Source organism: Lysobacter sp. GQ73 (assembly GCF_059758755.1).
In genome coordinates this window covers 539,627-558,866 of record NZ_JCAXEE010000002.1, presented here as the reverse complement: position 1 = coordinate 558,866, position 19,240 = coordinate 539,627, and the positions used below count along the sequence as shown (strand labels likewise).

Annotated in this window: 4 protein-coding genes and 1 pseudogene; 4 read left to right on the top strand and 1 reads right to left on the bottom strand. The window is 59.9% G+C overall.

The features are described from left to right. Window positions 1-605: 605 nt before the first annotated feature. Window positions 606-821, bottom strand: a pseudogene (locus tag AC6CH2_RS07235) (integrase core domain-containing protein); the annotation flags it as partial. Window positions 822-2,741: 1,920 nt separating this feature from the next. Here AC6CH2_RS07235 and AC6CH2_RS07230 point away from each other — a divergent pair. The 4 genes from AC6CH2_RS07230 to AC6CH2_RS07215 all read left to right on the top strand — a co-directional run bounded on the left by AC6CH2_RS07230 (window position 2,742) and on the right by AC6CH2_RS07215 (window position 17,706). Further along, window positions 2,742-4,877: a peptidase domain-containing ABC transporter gene (locus tag AC6CH2_RS07230; protein WP_498268635.1), complete on the top strand. Its 2,136-nt coding sequence runs from the start codon at window positions 2,742-2,744 to the stop codon at window positions 4,875-4,877. Beyond that, window positions 4,867-6,252 (top strand): HlyD family type I secretion periplasmic adaptor subunit, encoded by a 1,386-nt coding sequence (locus AC6CH2_RS07225; RefSeq protein WP_498268634.1) that lies wholly within the window; start codon window positions 4,867-4,869, stop codon window positions 6,250-6,252. The genes AC6CH2_RS07230 and AC6CH2_RS07225 overlap by 11 nt, the downstream gene beginning before the upstream one ends. Next, window positions 6,252-8,399, top strand: coding sequence for a type I secretion system permease/ATPase (locus tag AC6CH2_RS07220; protein ID WP_498268633.1), 2,148 nt, complete (start codon window positions 6,252-6,254; stop codon window positions 8,397-8,399). The genes AC6CH2_RS07225 and AC6CH2_RS07220 overlap by 1 nt, the downstream gene beginning before the upstream one ends. Before the next feature lie 73 nt (window positions 8,400-8,472). Further along, window positions 8,473-17,706: a C80 family cysteine peptidase gene (locus tag AC6CH2_RS07215; RefSeq protein WP_498268632.1), complete on the top strand. Its 9,234-nt coding sequence runs from the start codon at window positions 8,473-8,475 to the stop codon at window positions 17,704-17,706. Window positions 17,707-19,240 lie beyond the last annotated feature (1,534 nt).

The window sequence follows — 19,240 nt, the reverse complement described above, 5'->3', positions numbered from 1 at the left end:
GTGGCCGATTCAAGGCGCGTAGCTGCACGCTCAGGCATATAGTCGTAGCGCCACGACTATGCAACCGTACAGAATCCAGGCAAACAAGATTAGTGGAAGTGATTTTGAGGGCCGATATTGCCGCCCACCCCTCTCTCTTACTATCGATTTCACTGCTCCCCCCTGCGAAGGTTACAAAGGTCCGAGCCGGGCCGTGCCTGCCCGCATTTGCTGGCTGTTAATCCACAACAGCAAGTTTGCTAAGTATTTGCATCTGCGATGTGTTTGGATTTATGAACTATCTTGTGTCCACTCAATTCCGAGAGCATCACATTCGAAGAGAAACACTCAAGTGCAAACGCACCACCCAAGCGGATCAATAATTAGAATGAGCTATTCTGATTCGGTAGACGGCAGTGCTCGCATGCCCCTTGGGGTGTCTTCCAGTTCCTTAGATTCCATTGTCACTGCTTCCATTTGCGCCAAGCATGACAATTGAAAGCTACGGAGGGCAGGTATTCGAGGCGAATGCTCTGTTCGCATCTGAGCAACGGACGCAATTGAATCCAAATTGATTAGCTATGATTAGGTATTCCTCCAGCTTTTAGCGGACTCCAAAAGTGGAGCTAAGTGGTATCTGCCACCTTCTGTTGGACTAGAGTGATGCCGCCGAGTGCGGTGTTGGGACACTCGTGGTTGTATGTCGATGGCCAGGGGTTGCGGATTCCAACATCTTGCAGATCGATTTGAACAAAGTTTGGGCCAGCCAGTCGTAGCGAACGGTCCGGTTGTAGCGTTCGACATACGTTCTGCTGCGGCTTGCCGGGCTGGATGTAATCCAGCTAGCGCCGTGTTGCTCTGCCTGGATCAGCAAGGCGCCGCTGACAGTTGTGTTGCGCGAGTTTTCACAGGTCGATTGCAGATTTGTCCATCTGGTGCTTTCCTGAATCCCTTGCGTGGGCCTTTCGACTTTCCGACCTACGCACGCGGTGGGCTGCGTGCCGAGTCTGGCGACTCGCCCCCCTATCGGAGAGGAGGGCGGAGTTAAATGTGATGAAGTTCGCATTTATGATCCAATGCTATCGGCGATCTTCCGGCGCCGATATTAGGAATAGTCTTAGAGCGGCCGGGCCCACCGAACCAGCATATGCCCGGTGTTTGGAGCCTTTTGTGTTGACCGAGCAGACCGCTCCGGTGTCGCGCATGCACCGGAGGCGGGCCGCCGGCGCAGTGGGCCAAGCAAGCTCCGCCGCCTGGATGATCGCGCCTTTTGCGCATGGCAGGGAACTGTCCGGCGCGGGCAGCCGGGGCCGCGCTGGGTTCGCTGCCGTGTCGGACCGAAAGCACCCGTAGGCCGCCAGTTCGATCGGGGCTTGGCGATATCTACGCGAACCGAATCGGAGGGGAATCTCGTTCCGAGATATCACGGGTAAAGGATTCCTCTGCGCTATCGAGTGTCTGCACCATTCGCGGGCGTGATTGCCGATAGGTGCCGGCAAGCCGCTCGGACGAACTACCTGCCAATCCGGCCGCTGCATCGGCCGCAGTCGCGCTCGCCCAGTTGCAAGTAGCCGATCCGAATTCGCTGCGCCAGCCTTTGCACGGATTGCCACTCTTCGCTGTCGCTGCCTGTTCCAAGCGATACGATTCTTTCATCGACGAACGATGGAATTCCCATGCCACCCGTTGCAAGCTCGTTCCCGGCGTTCTCCACCAATCTAGTGAGTTCCGGAAGATGAACACTCATTGTGTACGCCTGGCGAACATGGGGCTTTCTGCTTGCCTGGATATCTAGGCATGATCTCCGGTCCGGGTAGGCGCTTCGGACGCGCCCGTGCACGTGAAATGTCCTAAGCAGATCGTTGGCGCATAGTTGCCAACCTGTAGATCCGCTGCTCGCGGGGGTTATGGGTCAGTCGCTATGCACAAGATCGTTGGTCGACTTCGCGATGCCTTTGAATGCGAAATGCTCCGGGCCCACGCACTTCTACGTGCGGCTCTCGGTCAATGTCTTGGCTGTCGTGGCGCAACTCGCAAGCTGCCCGATACGGATGCACTAGTCGTCATTCGGGGGATTGCGGAGTGCGTTCCGCTTCGCGATGTCGATCCGGAGCGACCTGTGACCGGCAGCGAAATCGTAGAGTCGCAGCGCCACAGCACAGGCCATGAAATTGCGGGGCCGAGATGTGCAGTCCGCCCCGTGTCTCTCCATTGAGTCGGCCATCAGTCGGCAGACGATGCCGGCTGGCACGCTTTGCTCTGTGAGATCGAGACACTGCGGGGAGTCGCTGTTCGCCCAGAAGGTGGGCGTGCGCGGCGGTTGACAGTGCTTCGCGGCTGAGCGAGTTCGGTTCGCAGGGGGGGGCGGGGGGCGAAGAAAGCCGTTGCGCACGCTGCGATTGCTGACGACTGGGATGGTGCAGCTCCCATTCTGCCGAAGTCGATGGAGCCAGGGCAGGTCGAGGTCGACAGCCGACTGGCCAGTACAGCGACTTGCGCAGAAGAGCGCGATTCGGGGCTGCTCGTACCAGTTGCATAGCGCCGTCTGCGGTCGTACCAAGCCCCTGCGCTGACACGCCGCGAACGACCCGTGAGCTACCACCTATGTGCAGTGAGGCACATTCAGAACTCTCAATCTAAGACGTTTCCCTATTGCAATTGCCTGTGGGTCAGGGAAGCCTGTTTGATATGTGAGACTTGAATCACGTTTCTATAAGACGCATCGATCGAGAGCGCACCGTGATCGGTCCCCGAGGAAGGGGATGTCAAAACTCCAAGCGATCGACGATCGAGCCCATACGCTGAGTTCAGCTCTGGGTTGCTGCCGCATTCTGCTGTCCCTAGTGAAAGGGAAGGAGCAGGATCCCGGCTACGCGGCTTCGATCGCCGACCTGAAACATGCGATAGCGCTCTATGGCCGGGCGCACGACGCTAAGTTTTCCGTAGCCAGCCTGCGCTATTCGAGGCTGGGGAGAGTCCGTTTGCCTTTGGCTTTTCGGACCGAAGCGGACGGGTATCAGGTGCTTTTGAACCGATCGTCCGCCCAGGCTCTGGTGTTCCAACCGGGTAGTGCAGCTCCGAAAATCATAAGTAGCGAGGAACTGCAAATGAGCTGGACAGGCGAGAGCATCAGATTGCTCGATTCGCCGCCGAAGTTCGATATCCGCTGGTTTCTCCCCGAGTTCGCCCGCCACAAGCGCCTGTTGGCTGAGGTGGTGTTCGTCTCACTGGTCCTGCAGTTGCTCGCACTGGGCTCCCCGCTGATATTCCAGGTGGCAATGGACAAGGTGCTGGTGCATAAAGCGCTCTCGACGCTCGATGTCCTAATGTTTGTGCTGGTAGCGATTGCGGTGTGGGAAGCGGTCTTGACCGGATTGCGGGGGTACATCTTCACCCATACGACCAACCGAATAGACATAGCCATCGGCGTCAAGCTGTTCAGGCACTTGATGGGTTTGCCGCTGCGCTACTTCAAAGCACGCCAGATAGGAACGATCGTAGCCCGTGTACAGCAGTTGGAAGGGATTCGATCCTTTCTTACCGGCTCGATGCTTACTCTCTGTGTCGACGTCGCGTTCGCCTTCGTCTTCCTGTACGTGATGTCGCGTCTGTCGTGGAGCCTGACCTGCATCGTTCTAGCCGGTCTGCCGTTCTACGTCGCCGTCGCGTATGCGAGCACCGGGCCGCTGCAGAGCCGGATCAAGCGCCAATTTCAGGTCGCTGCGCAGAACAAGTCCCTGCTGGCCGAGTCGGTTGCCGGGATGGAGACGATTAGGAGCATGGCGGTCGAGCCCGGGATGCTACGCCGCTGGGAGGCGCAGGCCGCGGAGGCGGCGGAGGCGGGATTCCGGACCCAGAGCTTGAATAGCTTGGTCAGTCATGGAGTGGCGCTGCTGCAGAAGGTGATCTCGGTGGCCATCGTTTGGTATGGAGCCCACCTGGTGACTTCGATGCAGATCACCATCGGGCAGCTAATCGCCTTCAACATGATGGCGTCGCATATCAATGGGCCGATCTCGAGGCTCACGGATCTCTGGCCACAGTTCGTTCAAGCTCGGCTGGCGGTGGAGAAGTTGGGCGACATGCTGAACCTGCCGATCGAGCAGAATCGGACGGCAACGGAACCGGCCAGGCCGATCAGCGGTTCGATCCAGATACGCGACTTGGTGTTCCGCTATCAACCGGACTCGGAGCCGGTACTGAAGGGAGTGTCGCTCAGCATCGAGCCAGGAGAGAGCATCGGCATCGTCGGTCCGTCGGGGTCGGGCAAGAGTACCTTGGCCTATCTTCTGCAGAAGCTCTATGCCCCGGATGCTGGCGAGATTCTTGTCGACGGAATACCGCTGCAGAAGCTGAGCGCGAAGTACTTGCGCAGTCAGATAGGCGTGGTGCAGCAGGACAGCTATCTCTTCAATCGAAGCGTCCGTCACAACATCGCCATTAGGGACACCTCGGCGCCACTGGACGATGTCATAAGAGCCGCGAAGCTTGCCGGCGCTCACGACTTCATCCTGCAGCTTCCGACGGGGTACGACACCATCCTGGCCGAAGGAGGAGGCTCCCTATCCGGCGGACAGCGTCAGCGCGTCGTCATCGCACGCGCATTGATGGCCGACCCCAGAATACTGATATTTGATGAGGCGACCAGCGCCCTCGATGACGAATCTCAAGGGGTGATTCAGCGGAACATGGCTGAGATAGCCAAAGGGCGCACGGTCATCACCATCGCCCATCGTCTTTCCGCGGTGCGGCGATGCGATCGCATCGTCTCATTGGAGCAGGGGCGCATTACCGAGGTAGGAAGCCACGACGAGTTGATTGCACGTGGCGGGTGCTATGCCAAGTTGCGCGAGCGGCAACGTTCGTTCGGGAATCCGGGGGCAGGGCATGCTGCTTGATCGCTTAAAGTCGGCCTTCAATACCGTCCATTCCGCGGGCGGGACGGAGTTCCACCCGAACAAGACTCGGGACGAACACGAGTTCCAGCCGGGCTATTTGGAAGTCATCGAACGTCCGCCAGCACCTTGGTCGCGCCGCACCGCCGTGGCACTGGCGGCGACCTTCGCCGCAGCGCTGGTGTGGTCGACTTTCGGGCAGCTGGATATCCAGGCCAACGCGTCGGGGCGCCTGTTGGTCCCAAGCAATTCCAAAGTAGTCCAGTCCGTGGAAGGCGGCGAGATAGCGGCCATCCACGTGCGCGATGGCGCGCGCGTCGAAGTCGGCGACGTACTGGTCAGCCTGAACCCGATCGGCGCCGACGCAGAGCTCGGAGAGTTGCGCGGCCAACTGAACTTCAAGTTGCTGGAGCAGGCCAGGCTGCAAGCGATGCTGACCGACGATCCGGTGGCCAACTTCATTGCGCCGGAAGAGGCGCCAGCAGAGCAAGTGGCGATCGCCCGCGAGCACCTGCTCAGCATATCGAGGGAGATGCAGGCTAGCGTAGCGGGCATCGAAAGCGAAATGGCGGTCAACCGAGCCAACCAGAAAGGACGCGAAGCGGACATCGCAGTCCTGCAAAAGCTGGCAACGAACGTCATGCAGCGGTTGGACGCGTACCGCGTACTGGCAGCCGATAAGCTGATTTCCAATGTGGAGCTGCAGCAGCAAGAGAAGGAGCGCCTTGAGATAGAGCGCGCGGTCGCGCAGCAGCGATCCGAGCTGGCAGTGATGAAGGCCCAGTATCAGTCGCTGAGCAATCAGCGCAGCGGCTACCTGGCGAAGACGACGAAGGAGCGTCAGGACAGCCTGGCTTCGGTGCGGTTGGAGGTATCGAATCTGGCTCAGAAGCTGGTCAGGGCAAAGGAGAAGCTGCGCTTGCAAACCCTAAGGGCGACCGTGGAAGGCGTGGTGCAGCAGCTTGCAGTGCATACCCGGGGCGGCGCAGTGCAAGCCGGCCAGCAGCTGATGGTGATCGTACCCGACGAAGCATCCCTGCAGGCCGAAGTCATGGTCCTGAACGGGGATGTCGGATTCGTAAGGCCAGGCCAATCGGTCGAGCTGAAGATCGACTCCTTCGCCTATACGCGATACGGCACGGTGCCCGGAACGATACTCAACGTATCGCGCGATGCGGTGAAGGACGACCGGCTCGGGCTGGTGTTCCCGGCCAGAGTCGAGCTACGCCGACTGCATATGGCTCTGGACGGCAAGACATTTCCTTTGCAGGCGGGCATGGGTGTGACCGCGGAGATCCGCACGGGCAAGCGACGGGTCATCGACTACGTTCTCAGCCCCTTGCGCGAGTACCAGTCCGAAGCGCTTGAGGAACGGTGATGTCCAGGTCGATTGAAGCTTCTCTCCCGAGCGTAGGAGCCGACGGCGCCTTCGTCGATGACGGCCTGGCGGCCCTGGCCTACGCGGCCCGCCATCACCGGATTTTGGTCGAAGCCGAGCAATTGTGCCATCAGCTAGGTCGAGCGCAGGGGACGGCCAGCCGCGTCGATATTTGCCGTTGCGCGCGTTCGATCGGGTTGAGAGCGAGAAGCGTCGACAGCGGCATCGAGCGGATAGCGGCCTTGCCGCTGCCCGCGTTGCTGAAAACAGCCGACGGATGGCGGGTACTGGAATCGGTGAACGAGAATGGCGTGCTCCTGCGTGTTCCGGCAACAGGCGAGTGCCGGCATTCGTCTTTCGACGACCTCGCCGAGCGGTGGCCAGGCCAAACGATCCTTCTGGGCGAAGCGGACGAACCACCGGGACGGCAGGCGTTCGGCTTCGCCTGGTTCATCCCGTCGGTGATCAAGCACATCCGGCAATTCAGAAGCATTCTGTTGGTGTCGTTGATGCTGCAACTGATCGCGCTGGTGACACCTGCTGTGTTCGAGAACGTCATCGATCGGGTCTTGGTGAACCGGAGCGTCTCAAGCTTGCAAGTTCTGGGAATAGCGCTGCTTGCATTGGCGGTATTCGATTTCGTCTATGGATTTATGCGTTCCTGGCTATTCTCCAATCTCGCGGCGAAAATCCACTCGGAGCTATCGGCCCGCGTCTATCAGCACCTCATGGCGTTGCCCATCGGCTACTTTCGCAAGCGGAAGACCGGCGAAATCATCGCTCGCATAGGCGAGATGGATCATATCCGTCAGTTTCTGACCGGTTCGACGCTGACGGTGGTGCTGGATCTGCTCTTCCTGGGACTGTTCCTCGCGGTAATGCTTTCGTACAGCGTCAAACTGACTTGGATCGTCCTAGGGACTTTATTGGTCTACTTTCTATTGTGGATGCTGTTCGGCCCCATGTTGCGCAGCCGGACCGAGCGCGAGTACGAGTCGAGCGCCGACAGCACCGCGTTCTTGACTTCGTCGGTGATGGGAATCGAGGTCATAAAGACAACGGCTACGGAGGAGAGCTTCGTGCGCCAATGGGAGAGCGGCTTCGCCAGATTCGTACGCGCCTCGTTCCGGGCCAGCGTGCTGGGCATATCGATCGGTCAAGCGGTGGACGTGGTGCAGAAGCTGTCCAGTGCGTTGCTACTGTGGTGGGGCATTAGGCTGGTGATGGAGGATCAGCTCAGTCCGGGCGAGCTGGTAGCGTTCAATATGCTTGCCGGGCATCTCACGCAGCCGATTCTGCGCCTGGCCCAAACCTGGCAAGACTTGCAGCACACGACCATCTCGCTGCGCCGCATAGGCGACGTACTGGATGAGCCGACCGAGGAAGGCAACGGTGGGCTGGCTTCGATCCCGCCGCTGCAGGGCGGTGTTTGCTTTAGAAATGTTCACTTCCGCTACGGCGAAGACGGCCAAGAGGTACTGCGAAATCTCTGTCTTGAAGTGCGCCCCGGTGAATTCGTCGGCATCACGGGGCCCTCCGGATCGGGCAAGAGCACGATCAGCCGGTTGCTGCAGCGTCTCTACGTGCCCCAACACGGCCAGGTACTGGTGGACGGTATCGACATCGCGATCGCCGATCCGGTTGCGCTGCGCAGGCAGATCAGCGTGGTTCCGCAGGAAAGCGTGCTGTTCTCCGGAACGGTTAGCGAAAACATCGGCGTATGTAGGCCGCAATCTTCCGAGGCGGAGATTGTCGAGGCAGCCATTCTGGCGGGCGCCGACTCGTTCATACGTTGCCTGCCCCACGGCTATGAAAGCCAGGTCGGGGAAAGGGGATCGAGCTTGTCGGGCGGGCAGCGGCAACGCATCGCTTTGGCCAGGGCGCTGCTCGCCCGTCCCAAGCTGCTACTGCTCGACGAAGCCACCAGCGCGCTGGACTACGAATCGGAGGCGGCGATCATGGCCAATCTGGAGGCCATCGCCAGCGGACGCACCGTCATCAGCATCGCGCACCGGCTGAATACGCTGCGCTATGCCGACCGAATCCTGGTGGTCGATCGCGGCGCGGTCGTCGAAAGTGGATCGCATTGCGAGCTCGTCACGAGTGACACGGCTTACGCCCGGTTGTGGCGATTGCAGATGGGCTGAGTGGAAGCGGCGGCGAACAGATAAAGCATCAAGCGCGAGACAACGACAAACGATCGGCAACAGGGGCTCCGCCATGGCATACACAATCTCCAAACCGAAGCTGAAGAATGGCAAAACGGTGGACCTGGTCAGCTGGGAGGGCGTGGTCCCGCCCAATCACTCCCAAAGAATCGCCGACAGGCCGTGGCTGGGGACGGAGGCCCGCACTAGCTTCAGCTTCTACGAATCCACTAACGAGTACATGCGCAACGATTGGGCGCGCCGGAACATGCAGTCGCAGGCGTTCACTTTTCCGTCTGCGTCGGGAGAGAGCGCGGCCACCGTAGTTTTGTACTACCACGCGGAAAGCGATACCTGGCACACCACCGATGCACTCGACATCGACCACATCGTGCAGTGGCGCGACTACTTCGGCCAGCTTGGCGTAGCGAATCACGCCGAAGCGAATATGGCCTTCAATGATGTGCGGAACTTGCGCATGCTGCCGTCGGTCATCAATCGTGCGCGCGACAGCGCCGATCGGATATTGGCTGTCTTCGGCGCCGACTCGAGGGAGTGGCGCGCCTGGGTCGATAGTCACTTCGCATTCGATCCAACAAAGACGCATCCGGACTTCGACCCGGACCTGGACTGGGCGGGCCGAACGAAGCACACGCAGAACCAGCGCTGGGTGCCGGAGGACGGCCGAGTCGGACTGAGTTTCGATGCCAAAGTGCTCGGGAAGTGGTTCGAGGCCGAGCTGCAAAGGTCGTATGTGCGCAGTGTGACGGTGACCAATGCCGCGGGTCAGACCCAAGAGGTGCGGCTGTTTCGCTGTGCCGCCTCCGGACAACTTGTCACTCGCGACGCGTTTGACATCGATCACAACGTGCCGTTCGACGTATTGTCGAAGAAAATGCACGACGACGCTGTCGCGGCGGGCCGCAATGTGACCCGGGCCGAGGTTCTGGATGCCTATAACGAGGTGAGCAATCTGCGCTTGGTCAGCCGCAGCGTCAACAGCTCGCACGAGTTCGAGGTCGACGCCCATAACGAGTTTCCGGACGACGAAGTAGCGGAGATCCCTGGTGAGTTCGACGACTTCATCGACGATAGTCCTCAGCTGGGCGTCGCGCCGCGGTTGATATCGGATGTCAGTGTCGACGAGTGGGATAAGCCGCAGATAGCTGCGGGCTACGAGGACGGCGACAGCCGCTATGGCCGACAGATCATTCTTCAGCTCGAGAACGACCCGGCCGCGACCGAGGCCGCCGCCCGCCTTGCAGCGAAGCATCCCCGAACTAGCGTCATCGTCCAGCTAGATGAGAAGGGCAGCTATCGAGTGGTTTACGGCGATATGTCGGCATTGGCGGGCAGCGTCGAGCCGATGCGTTGGCAGATTGTCGGCCACGGCCGCAGCAATGCGAACGGCCAGCGCACGCTGGGCGGGATGGAGGCCGCGAAGCTGGCTAAGCACCTGACAGCTTTCCACGCGAAGCTGACCGAAACCATCCATAGGAATGTCGGCACGCCAGCGCGGATCAGCCTGGTGGGTTGCACCCTGGAGCGAAACGGCGAGCAGGAAGGTTTCGGCTACCGCTTCGCCAGCGCGCTCAAGTCGCCCTTGATCGAGGTGTCGATCCATACCTCGGACCTGGCGATCGATCGTGAAGGCCGTAAGTGGCCGACCTTATCGTCGGGTGAGATCGCGTCGGTCTTAGACGACAATAAAGTGATCTATCGATGGCGCTGGGAGGACGGGGTCGTGCAGACTCGCGAACAGCCTAAGCGGATCGTGCTGATCGGACCGGACCGGATCAACGTCGAGGAACTAGTCGAGGACATCCGCCTCTCGAACAAGCCGCTGTCGGAGCTCAATGCCACCGAGAGGGCGGCCCTGAGTCGCTTCTACCCGAATGCGGCGGGAACCGACCTCGACGAAGCCGGGCTGCAGGCGGCGCTCGCGAGCCCCGCCGAGTACGCCAAGCTGCTAGGCATTATCGAGCGCATTGCCACGATTCATCTTGGCTCGCCCGATTCCGTCGGCCTGGGCGCCGGTGCGCTGGTGAACGCCGAGGACGACCCGGCGCAGCGAGCCGCCGCACGCCGGCAACTGGCGGGCAAGGGTACTGTCAGGGTCGATGGAGCGGATATTTCGCTGGCCCTGTTGTTCGATCTGGGGGCGACATTCGATGGAAGTCCGCTGACACCGGAGCTTGCGGCAACATTCGGTGCGGACGCTTCCGGGAAGAAGATCGCTTTCGACCCGGTCCGGCTGGTTGGAACGATGGCCGAGGTGCCGACGCAGGCGGAGCTCGAGGCGTTGGCGCAGATCGTGAAACGGCAGTTGTCCGACAACCAAGGCAATATCGCGGCGCTGCTGCGCGAAGGGCCGCTGACCGATGCGCGAGCCGACGATCTGCTTGAAGCGCTCAGGAATTCGAACCCTTCGGCTCTGGAGGTGGAAGTAGCCGTCAAGATAAAGGATTGGTACGGCGACAACGCATCGGCGCGCGCGAACTGGTTGGCCATGGCGCAGGGCTTGGATCCGGCGCAGCGGAAATTGGTGCAGAAGCTATATATCGAGGCGAGCGAGGCATCCGGTTTCGATGTCGTAGAGTTCAGGAAAGTCCAGGCCGCCTATCCCGATCTGCCCAAGACCGAACTCCTGCAGAGGATGGCGATGGATGTGGCCGAAAGGAGAGTGCGATACGACAGCGACGCCAGCACTGCGATGAAGATCGCGGCATGGAATGAAGAGGATGCCGAGAAATTCCTGATTCATTCCCGGCTCGGCAGGCGAAGCAGAACCGGCGGCATCAGCATCGACGCCGCCAAGATAGATCGGTTTATCGACTCGGCTAGCGCTATGGATCGAATCCGCATCACCGCGGCGATGCTGAAGCTGTCTGGCGAGGCATATCGGAATTTGCGAGAGCAGGTGGAAGGGGCGGGCACCAAGGGTTCGAGGGAATTCTTCAGTCAGGTGGATCGCGAACGTACCATCCTATCCAATCACGGCAAGGAGATCGCAGTCAGTCGAGCCGGCCACGCGCTGAACGCGTTTGCGACCTTGAACTCGGTGCGCCAGCTGGTAGGCGATTGGAACCGGATGAGCGCCACCGACAGGTCTCTCGGCCTGGCGATGACGGTCGGCGGCGTCGCGATGTCGCCGCTGAGCGCTGGGATCGCGAAAGCCTTGGGCTACTTCGGCAAGGCACTCAATGCCGTCGACAGACTCGGCCAGGCCGCCAAGGTAGTGGAAGCCGGGGTACTGGACCTCGCGCTGGCGCCGGCGACGTTCGCCGCGATCGGGTTGCAGTGGAAGTCGTTCTGGACCAATAGTGGAGACGTCAACAGCTTCGAATACAAGTCCTTGGTGGCCAACACGGTCATGACCACGGTGACCACCGCGTTGAGCCTGGCCCTGACCGGAGTATCGATCGCTGCTTCGCTGAGCACTGCGGTGGCCGGTTCGGTGCTGGGCGCCATCGCCGCGTCGGCAGGGCCAATCGGTGTCGCCATCGCCGCGGCCGGATTCATCATCAACGGCATCGTCCAGGGCGCCCTGGTAGTGGCTGAGTACGACGAGTACTTTGCCAATACTTCGGCCAAGGTGGAAGCCTTCTTCGCTGCCTGGATCGGCGTGGAAACCGACGGCGTCAAGCGAGCACGCGAAGAACGTGCGGCACAACAGGACGCGACCCACTTGCAGCAAAGCCTCAACAGGGAGTGGGAAGAGGTCAAGAGCTACTTGTCCGATCTGTTCTCCAAGGACGGCTACAGGAGCCTGCACTACCGTGAGCGCTCGCATCAGGTCTTGCATGGCACGATCAAGGCCCAAAACGGCAACTTCACCCATGTGCTGCAAGACCAATCCAACCATGGCGCCATGGGTGCGGTCGTGTCTGGCCGAATTGCCGACGGTGGCGGTGTATGGGCCGATCTCGCTGCCGCCGACGAAGAGTACGAGGCGCATGGCGTCGTCGACAAGAGCAACCTGTTCAACTTGGGAGGTGCCACGCTGAAGAGCGCGAACGGCGGCAGCGAGGCCGACGCCTTCAAGCTCGATGCCGCTACCAATATCGGGGCGATCGACGGTTCGGGCGGGCAAGACACGCTGGTGCTAGATGCAGGCGGCCTTCGCGTCTACTTGGAATCATTCGACACAGGGCAGAAGCTGGCTTATGCAGGGGAGACGGTCATCCTTGATCATGTGACTCGGTCCGGGGATCTGGCGAACGAAGGGCCCAACGTGACTAGGTCGGTCAGCCGTACTGTCGACATACGCGGCATCGAGGCCTATGTCATGAATGGCGTCGGCGAAAGGTCCCTGATAAAAGGTGGGGCCGGCGATGAGTTCTTCGATGTGTCCGGAACCGATGTGGCTATCTCCGGCGATGCCGGCAACAACACCTATTCCTTGAACCAGGGCAACCGGATTTCCAGTACCTCCAACGATATCGTCTTGTGGAACGGCAACGTTGATGCATTCGTTGCCTTGCTCGGCGTGCCGGGTAGGACCTCGCAGAGCTTGCTTATCGACCTGCCCGCGGACTATCGCGATATCAGGGTGCGCCGGGTCGGCAACGATCTTCAGCTTTCCTACGAGACCGAAGTTCGAAGCCTCAACCCGCTTGCGATCACCCTGCCGTCCCGCGTCCATACCCGGACTCTTACCATCGGCGGCCTATACGGCAAGGATGGCGGGCTCGACGCCAGCAAAGGCATTCGCTTGCGCGATCCCCACGGCAATGACTTCGCGCCGACCTCACTCGGTTTGATTGACGACCAGTGGCGGTCGCTATCGGCGGTGGCCAAGAGCTTCGTGTTCGGGGCGACGACCGGTTCTGAGTCGCGAAAGTTGGTAAGCGACGCGGCTAGCAGTACCTATTCGTTGAAAGCGGGTTCCGGCCGCTTCGTCGCCGAGGCGCATACCAGTCAATCGATGCAATTCGTGTTGGAGGCCAGTCTCGACGATCTGTACTACAGCGTCTGCAGGGGGACGCTGACCATCATTTCGGTTCCTGGCAAACCTAAGCTGGAGCTCCAGATACCAGGCTATGCCGAGGCCGTCAAAGCGGGCGTCGTCAGCGTTTGGCTGGTACCTCCACGCACGGCGGGTCAGCAATCCAGCATCATAGGCATCGAGCTGCCGTCGATGACCGTCGACGCGGTCGGCCAGTTGAGGGCGATCAGCAACCCACTGGTGCAAGCGCAGACGGACGGCCAGCTGACCGCGGCCGCCCAGTCGGGGTATGCGCGCATCTATGATTCCGCAAAGGACTTTCAGATCGAACTGGATGCCGCCGGCGACCTACCCTATACGCAATTGCGGGTAGGCTCCGATCTGGTCTTGTATCAGGGCGAGTTTTCCGCTCCCGAGAAGGTACGGGTCACCGGATATTTCAGTAGTATGAGCAAACCTTCGATCCGTGTTCGACGCGGCGCCGCCGTCAGGAAGCTATCGATCGATCCATCGGCGTATGTCGGCGATGCCCTTGATAACGAGTTGTCTGGCACGGACGCGACCGAGTTCGCGGGCCTGGAAGGTGCCGATACCTATTATCTCTCAGCCGACTCTGGGCTGAACCGCTGGGTCATCGACAATATGGCCGCGGACTTGAAGATGGACACCCTAGATCTCGGCGACACCCCATTGAAGCGGGTGCGCGGAATCAAGCGCGTCGGCGACGATCTGGAGATCCTCTTGTCGGCTGCCCGCCCGTCCTTCAGTGGTAGGCCTGCGAACCGGGCGCTATCTAATCCTAATCTCCTCGACGGTGGTCTGATCGAAAAGACTGTCGTTCTACGAAACTACGTGATTGATCCCCGCGCCAGGCATCTGCAGCTCATGGTTGGCGGATTCATGTTCGCCTTGCCGTTGGTGGATGTCGACACCGGCTACTTCCTCTACGAGACTGGAAAGACAGCCCTGGTCGCAGGCGAGGGCGTGCACCAATTGCGGGTGCCAAGGACGGGCAGCTTGCATCTCTTCATGGCCGGTGGACTGCCGCCCGAAGGCTATCAGCTGACGGTGGAGGGCTACGACCTCAAGCTGGTCAGGAACGGACAGACGGTCTACCTGCGCGACTACTACCGCAATCCGGGCAGCGTACATTTCGTTTCGCCGCAAGCGGGGTCGCACGATGCGGACGGCAAACATCCGGTCCTCATTCCGAGCGGCTTCGCAGCCGATGCGCAGGCGCTTTATGCGCGGCAGGGGGTTCCGCGCGACAAATGGGTGCCCTACCTCTTGAATGGGGTCGATAGCGAAGCGGAGTTGCGGTCGATCGCTGCACTAGCCGGACAGGGCGAGATGGCGACGGACTTCGATAAGCTGCCTGAGCAACAGGACTTCACTGTCTATCTGAAGGCCCATCCTGGCTCGGGAAATGCGGAGCGGGTGCTATTTGCGACGGGAGGCCAAGGCAAGAACGGCTTCAAGTTCTACCTCGATGAGCAAAACTACCTTTGCTACAAGGCCTACGTCACCACGAGCTGGGGGAGTGGGGTCGAATTCACTCTCTATTCTAACTCAGCGAGAATTTACTCAGTTGGCCCTGTTGCGCGGGCGAGCGACGATGAGTTCCTGCTCAAGTTCCGAGACGGCAATACCCTGGACGTGACCGCGAGTGGGCCCAATGGTCCGACGACGACGAACAATATCAGCCTGAGTCCGCCAGGCGCTGCGCCCTACTATTTCAGCCTGACCCGAGGTCTGAACAAGGTCTTGTCGAATGATGCCAATCTCGTTCGCAAGGTCCTGCCGGCCTTGGCCGACGCTGGCGAGGCCGCGAGTATTCTCGATACGGATGGGGCGACTTGGGCGACCGGTCCGCAGGCCGCGATGGATTTTGCCCAGTTGCCCGAATCTGCGGACTTTACCGTCTATTTGAGGGTGCCTTCGAACCCTGGAGATTCCGAGCGGGTATTGTTCGCGACGGGAGGAGTGGGGCAGAACGGGTTCAAGTTCTATCTCGATAAGGACGGCTATCTCTGTTACCAAGCCTATATCTCTAAGGATGGGTTGAATGGCGTCGCGCAAACCCTTTTTTCCCAGTCCGCGAGAATATATCTAGGAAGGCCGGTCGCGCGGGCGAACGACACCGAGTTTGTGCTGACCTTCAAAGGTGACAACGCTCTGGACGTGATCGCGCGCGGGCCGAATGGTCGGATGATCACCCGTGGTATCAAGCTGGATCCGAGCGGGGCCGATGCTGAAAGCTATTTCAGCAAAACCCGAGCGTTGAGCGGTGTCTTGTTGCCGGATCGCAACAGCATTCGCAAGCTTATGCCGGATTCGGCCAGCAGCGACCAGATCGACGGCATCTTCTGCTCGAACGGCCAGGCATGGGGCTCCATTCCCACGAATATCGCGCTGTACTACAGGGTCAATGGCTTCTCCAAGGAGAAGGCCGATGCAGCGATCCGCGCGGGGTTGATCTCGTTGCCGGACATCGAAGCTGCCTGTCTTGCGCTCAGGCAGTCCGAAGGGCGGCTGTCCGAGGATTTCGTCATCGCCTATGCAAAAGCGAAGCAGAGCTGGCTGCACGTGCAAGGCGGATTGGAGTATGCCGAAGCCTTGGAGGCACTGGGCTACCAGCCCGAATTGATCACGGAAGCCTACCGCTATGGCCTTTCGGTACAAGACATGCGGGTCTATGCCTCATGGGAGAAACAGCGGCCGGCCGAGGTGCGCCTGGCCGACTTCGCCTTGGCCTTGTATGCGGAGAGCAAGTCCTATCTGATGATCCATGCCAAGCCCGTCGAGTTCTTAAATCTGCACGACGAGCAGTTGCTGGGGGCGCTGCTGGATGCGTTGAGCGTACCCGATTGGGACCGGCCGAGGATCTTTCACGGCGTGGCCGCGAACGCCACCTCGAAGGCGCTCGAGAAGTTGGAAGTTATGATCGGCAGCAGGTACGCCTCGAACGATCAGAAGAAGCGGGACCTGGAGGGCTGGTTGGCCGTGACCATGGGCAGCAGTCTGGAACAGCAGGCCAGCTTCATGCCCGATTCGGCGCCGGCCGAGCGAGCAGCCTTCCTCAAGTCGGTGTTGGTCTACAAAGGCTTCCTACCCCAGCGGGCGGCCGCCCTGGCCACGATGATGGCTTCGGCCGGAGTGTTGGACTACGAGATCGTGGAGAGTCTGTTGAATGCGGGGGTCGAGGATGCGGAACAACTCGGCAAGTTGGTCCGGGCCGGAGTGGATGGCGGCGACCTGCTCGCGGCCAACAGCCAGCGCTTGGACTACGAAGCCGGCAAGCGTGGCGCTTTGATCCAGGTGTCGACCACCCTTCCGCTCCTGCAGCGTACGCCGTCGGAATGGGACACATATTTGGCGCTGGAATTCCTGGGCATCGGGCCGCAGGGCCAGATACACAAGCTCGGCGACGATCCCGAGCAAGCGAACCAGAAGATGGCAGAACTGGGTTTGGTGCAACTTATTCGCCCGGGACCGGTGCTCGGTTTGGGCGGATCGGTTCCGTCTCCTGTTAATACACAGGAGGGGCTGGTTTGGATGTGGCAGCAGGGCTATCTCGTTCACGGGCTGAGCCACGCCGACTCGACCGAAACCGGGTTCGGCCGGAGCAATGTCCGCAACCTGGTCGATGGTAGCGGCTTTAGCGGCGAAGCGTTCTCGTGGCGCGGCGCGAACACGACCCAGGCGGTGAAGGAAATCCGGCAGCAGGACGGGCAGAGCGTCGAGAAACAGGTAGTCAGGATCGAGGACCTGTCTCTCGTTCAGGCCGATCCAACCAGCAGCGAGATCGTGGCCATCCGTTTCGACTTGAAGCACAAGATCGCGCTTTCATCCTTGACGCTTAAGACCAGCTACAACCCGGCCGACACGACACAACTGGACGCCACCCGCACTGGTACCTACATCGTCGAAGCGCTGGGCGCGGACAATGCGTGGGTGAAGGTGTCCAGGCAGGATCTGCAGTGGATCGCCAAGCCGGGCGAGCAGATGGGCGATATAACGACCATGACCGTTGCGCTGGATACCGGCGGCATTCCCTATCAGAGCTATCGTATCCGCGGCATTTCGGGCAGCTATGACCGGGATCGCTGGATCGACGAGGTTGAATTCACGACGGTGCCGATCGAGCTGGCGAAGGTGCCCAGCGACTTGCTTGATGGAGCGGCCTTGGTCGCCGAAGCGGGGTCAGTGTCCGATAGGTCTGCTGACAAGTTGTTCGACGACATTGCGGCCTTCGACCCTGAGGCGGGCGTCGATCTGGGCATTCCAAAGGGCAGAAGGCATGCGGGCCAATCGGGGGTGTTGGTAGCGCCTTTGGCCGTCGACATTCCCGTGCTTTGAAGGGCGAAAGCGGCCGATCTTTCAGCCGCATTCTAAGCGCGGCAGCGCCGAAGGCGCTTCGTACGCGCCTGTACTGGAGCGTGAACTCACATGCTCTCTTCTGTCGTTCTAAAGGGATAGAGTGCAGTGCTAAGGTCTAATAGGTTGGCCCGGGTGATTCGTGCGGTTGGTATGCTGCTGTTTGTCGTGCTCGTTGGGGCATTGGTCGGCCTGATAGCGGGGGGCATGTCGCCCTTGCTCTATGCGCTGTTCGCATGATCGATAGCAAAGAAAGCGAATGGCGTTTTGGCGACTTGACTATTAATGTGCGGATGCTGATCGGCGAATGTGCGGACAGGGATTTACCCGTAAAGCGGGAGTATGCGTCCTTCCATAGGCGCTGCAGGGCATATGGGCTTTTCCTGGAGCTAATGCAAGTGGCGAGCAGTCGCTGGGTCTATGCGTGAGGTGCCTGATGCGAAGGGTGGGGCGCTGGAGGTAGGGATTTGGTCACGGACCGAAAGTGAAATCGGAAGCTCCCCACTCGGGGCGGATTCAGCCGGCGACGAAGAGAGAATGGCTGCGCAGAAGTCGGCCGAGGCTCTCGTATTGGCGAAGTCATAGGCTCTTGATGGGGAGCTTCGCCGCTCATATGCGGGGAAGCGGGTTTTGAAGACTAGCTCGCGCAAGTGGATGGTGAATTGCGAGCGCGAATCGGGCCCCTGAGCTACGGCCGCGACCGCGAGTCTCATAGAGCGAATACTCAAACCGAGCAAGTCATGCCGTATTAAACGTATCTGTGTTCTCGTCTCGATGCATTGGGGCTATCGGCCGCTGTCCGATCAAGCAAGAATTAGGCCCTCAGGACAGGGGTTGTCTATGCTGTTAACAGGATTCTATCGATCTATAGGGCGCGAAGTCGAAGTGGAGCAAGTTCTTTGCCACCTTGCGAAACGGGAGGGCAAGGAATTTTCTGCGGGTGATGATGATATTCCAGAGAAGTGGCGCGAAGAAATTCGGAACGATATAGAATGCCCCTCCTGCTTTATAACAGGCGCCGAGGTGGCAAAGGTGTCGCCGCCGACATTAGCCGGATCCACTAAGCGCCGATGGGGCTTTCGATATGCCGATGAAGGAGGGCCTTCAAAGCATTTGCCTGAGTGTGACTTCGTAGGGGTAAGGCTGGGGAAGTTGCCGGGGAACATAGTGAAGTTCGATGACGCAAGGACGCAGATCCAGCGCGCAGTTCGCGAGTTGGTGGCAAGGGCTATGCGTCTAGGATTCATAAGCTATTATTCAGCTCGAAATCTCCGTGAGTGGGTGTTAAGCGTAAGGAAGGAGTCGAGTATTCTCGTAACCCTGGATCCGCGCGTACCTAAGTGGATCCAAGGCATGCACCGCTCCATAGAGATTGACTACGAGTCCCTTCCGTACGGAGTCGAACTCACGAGAAGCATAGTCAGAATCCCTGGTTTCGATTGGCGAGCAGCCGCGATAGCTGCCTACAGAAGTCGGCATGCAGAGCTGTTGGGCGTTCTTGGGCGCGAGCGATTGT

Coding starts and splice junctions, on each gene's coding strand:
- AC6CH2_RS07225 (WP_498268634.1), top strand. CDS start 4,867: ATGCTGCTTGATCGCTTAAAGTCGGCCTTCAATACCGTCCATTCCGCG.
- AC6CH2_RS07215 (WP_498268632.1), top strand. CDS start 8,473: ATGGCATACACAATCTCCAAACCGAAGCTGAAGAATGGCAAAACGGTG.
- AC6CH2_RS07220 (WP_498268633.1), top strand. CDS start 6,252: ATGTCCAGGTCGATTGAAGCTTCTCTCCCGAGCGTAGGAGCCGACGGC.
- AC6CH2_RS07230 (WP_498268635.1), top strand. CDS start 2,742: ATGTCAAAACTCCAAGCGATCGACGATCGAGCCCATACGCTGAGTTCA.